Source organism: Sulfuricurvum sp., assembly GCF_028688295.1.
GTDB lineage: Bacteria > Campylobacterota > Campylobacteria > Campylobacterales > Sulfurimonadaceae > Sulfuricurvum.
The window spans coordinates 1-2,999 of sequence record NZ_JAQTYM010000128.1 but is presented as its reverse complement, the minus strand read 5'-3'; the positions used below and the strand labels follow the sequence as shown (position 1 = coordinate 2,999).

The window sequence follows — 2,999 nt, the reverse complement described above, 5'->3', positions numbered from 1 at the left end:
TACTAAGATAATACAATATTATCTTAGTATAAAAAGGCTATTTCGCTATAATTTTTGAGATCAACGATGGATATTGAGATGAAATATGATTGCTGTATTGAAAACATAGAGATCATTTAATGGGATTTATGTATTGAATTAGATACTTATAGTCTCTTCAATGCCACAATATGTGAATATATAGTTAATAATCAATTTAATGAGTAAAGATTCAATATATTGTCATAAAACTAAAATGATATTAGTCATAAATAACACATTGACAATATGTATTTTATTGACTATAATCAAATTAACGACAATAAAGGAGTCAACATGACAAAGTCTATGAGTGTTCGGGATTTGACACGAAGCGGGTCGGCATTATTTGATTACGACTACATTGATATTGAAGATAAAAAAGCAAATGAATACAAAGGGGTTTTTGTACCACGTCAATATGCCGATGATGTTAAAAAATTCCTGGATGAAAAATTAGAACGCGAGCGAAACAATAGACTTAATGCCATTATGAGATTTAGTGGGATGTTTGATGGCGAAACAGAAGGCAAGTCGATTCAAGAGTTGAAGGCGCAAAAACAATGAAAGTATTTTTGGATTCAAATATCATACTAGATTTTTTAGATCATGCCAGACCAACACATGAGGATGCAAAACAAATTGTTCATCATCTAATCATGAACGATATTGAAACCTATCTGAGTGAAGATATGCTGACAACGATCTATTACATCAGTAAAGATAAAACAAAAGCGTTAGAGTTTTTTGAAACAATCTTGCAAATATGGAAAGCAGTGCCATTTGGATTAACCACCATTTTAGAGGCCATAGCTATTTGTAAAAATGAGAGTGGTAAAGATTTTGAGGATGTTGTTCAGTGTCTTGCTGCTAAAACGAATGGGTGCGGCGTTCTTGTTACGAATGACAAGCAGTTTGTACAATGTGGTATTGACATTATGAATTCAGCAGAGTTTTTAAAACGTATAGAGATGTAATATGTCCCCTCAACACTTCCAAGATGATTTAGCCGAATGGGATCTCTGTACCGGTAAAGGATTAGTAAGCGATCTCGATGCCTGGCGTGATCGCTACATTACTGAGAAAGTGGCTCAAGGGGTAAGTGATAAGACCCGAAAATCCTACGGAGAAGCACTGACCCCTCTTATCGAGTTTGCCCATCAGTATGATTCGATTATGGATCTGGATGGTTTATCGGCAAAGTTTGTCAATAACTACCTTATGTGGTATCAAGAACATCTCGCCTCTAAAGATCTCGAAGCTAAAAAGATATCGAATGAAGAGTATCATCAAGTCCTCTCTAACCGTAAAGCCAACCGGGGGAAAAACGACGCGAAGCTATCTATCGTTTATCGCTATGAGAAAAGTCTCTCCCACCGCTTGACAGTACTCAAACAGCTTCTCCTCTTTATCAGTGAAAATAATAAAGAGAACAAGGATTTCACTCCTATCTTTAAATACTTCACCAAGATCAAGGTCCAAAAACGGAGCACCGATTTCGTTACGGAAAATGAACTCGAAGAACTGATCGATTTTATGAAGCATTGGCCTGAAGTTTACAAGAAGCATTTTCCGAAAAGTTCAAAACGCTACGCTTACCGCAATGCTTTAATCGTATTGCTTTATTGTCTAAGCGGTGCACGTGCTGATGAAGTGATCTCTCTAAGAATGGAGCATATCAAAGAGTCCGAATACAAAGACGATCATGGTACTACCCATCTGTTTTATACGATCGCTTATCATACGACGAAAGGGGATAAATACCGTGAAGTGGTCGTGAGACGTGAAGAGATAGAACCGTTAGTAGAGTACATGAGAGCTATTCTGCCGGACTCATCTTATGTCCTCTCCAGTACCTATACCAACGGAACCTACACGAATAAGAAAATGCCCGATGTGGATATGTGGAAATTCACCACATTTGCTCTAAAAGCGATCGGGGTGAATAAGAGCGGACGTCATATCATCCGCCGGGGTTATGCGACCAAAGAGCTCGCCGATGGAAAAGATTTAGCGATTGTGGCCATGGAGCTGGGGCACACGTCGACCAATACAACGTTTAGCGCCTATGTGAAGAATAATCCTGAGCTTATGATGCGCCAAAAGATCAAGTAAAAAACACTACACCTTCTGAAAATAGCGGGTTTCCCCGTTGACTTTGGCACTGAACCCATCGGAAGCAATATTGATGTGATGCATCATCAGATCGAAATGTTTGGAAGGGTTCTCATATACGTTCATTGCAATACTGTGATCAAAGTGGATACGGTAATCGGCATGAAGTGATTGAGAGGATTGCGGGTGTATGAATCTTGCTTTTGCTTCGGGCAAGAAATGGAGAATAAATCCTGTTTTAGAGCATTGAAACTGCTGATTGCACAATTGAGAATCAATACGCGGTGAAATCTTTTCTTGAGTGATGGCAGAACGATCAGATTGAATGATCTCTTCGCTCATTAACGGAGTCGTACCTAACAGGCCGGTAGTAATCAGAGCGGTGGCTAAAAATCGTTTGGATTTATCATGATATTTATACATACATTACACTCCTGATACATGATCGAACAGATATGAGACATTGTATCGGTGAATGATGAATGAATGCTAATCGTTCAATCCATTAAGCAACAACTAACTTCTGTCTTCACGTAAAAATGTTATTATTCTTACCTTGAAATCATAAATATGATCCATTTTAATCTTAAAACCATTACAAGATAAAGGGACTGTACAGCAACGCATGAGTATACAGGTATCACCATCGGGTACTTTGGCACAAAGGTACAAAACGCGACACGGTTCTTAGAAATAGCTTAAAATCACTATAGAAGCTGCCACCTTTACATATTTGGACTAAAAACGACAAAGAATTTAAAACTTTACTGAATTTTTTATAAGCCTTTAGAATCGATTGTCCCATACAAAGTACATTCACGAATCTAAAAATCATTTCTCGCTCAAATATGCGATATGATCTTTAA

At 37.7% G+C, this 2,999-nt stretch carries 4 protein-coding genes; 3 read left to right on the top strand and 1 reads right to left on the bottom strand.

Annotated features, from left to right (window positions below):
• Nucleotides 1-315 precede the first annotated feature (315 nt).
• From PHR02_RS13470 to PHR02_RS13460, 3 genes are read left to right on the top strand one after another with little or no spacing between them, the layout of a single operon-like run.
• A complete protein-coding gene (locus tag PHR02_RS13470; RefSeq protein ID WP_299992809.1) occupies nucleotides 316-585 on the top strand; it encodes a hypothetical protein in 270 nt (89 codons plus the stop codon).
• The gene (locus PHR02_RS13465) at nucleotides 582-995 is read left to right on the top strand and encodes a type II toxin-antitoxin system VapC family toxin (protein ID WP_299992808.1); all 414 of its coding nucleotides are present in this window, start codon (nucleotides 582-584) and stop codon (nucleotides 993-995) included. The genes PHR02_RS13470 and PHR02_RS13465 overlap by 4 nt, the downstream gene beginning before the upstream one ends.
• Before the next feature lies 1 nt (nucleotide 996).
• Nucleotides 997-2,133 (top strand): site-specific integrase, encoded by a 1,137-nt coding sequence (locus PHR02_RS13460; RefSeq protein ID WP_299992807.1) that lies wholly within the window; start codon nucleotides 997-999, stop codon nucleotides 2,131-2,133.
• A 6-nt stretch (nucleotides 2,134-2,139) separates the two neighbouring features.
• On the opposite strand, the gene PHR02_RS13455 is transcribed toward PHR02_RS13460, so the two are convergent.
• Entirely contained in the window at nucleotides 2,140-2,556 is a 417-nt protein-coding gene (locus PHR02_RS13455) for a hypothetical protein (RefSeq protein WP_299992806.1), read from the bottom strand.
• Nucleotides 2,557-2,999: the final 443 nt, after the last annotated feature.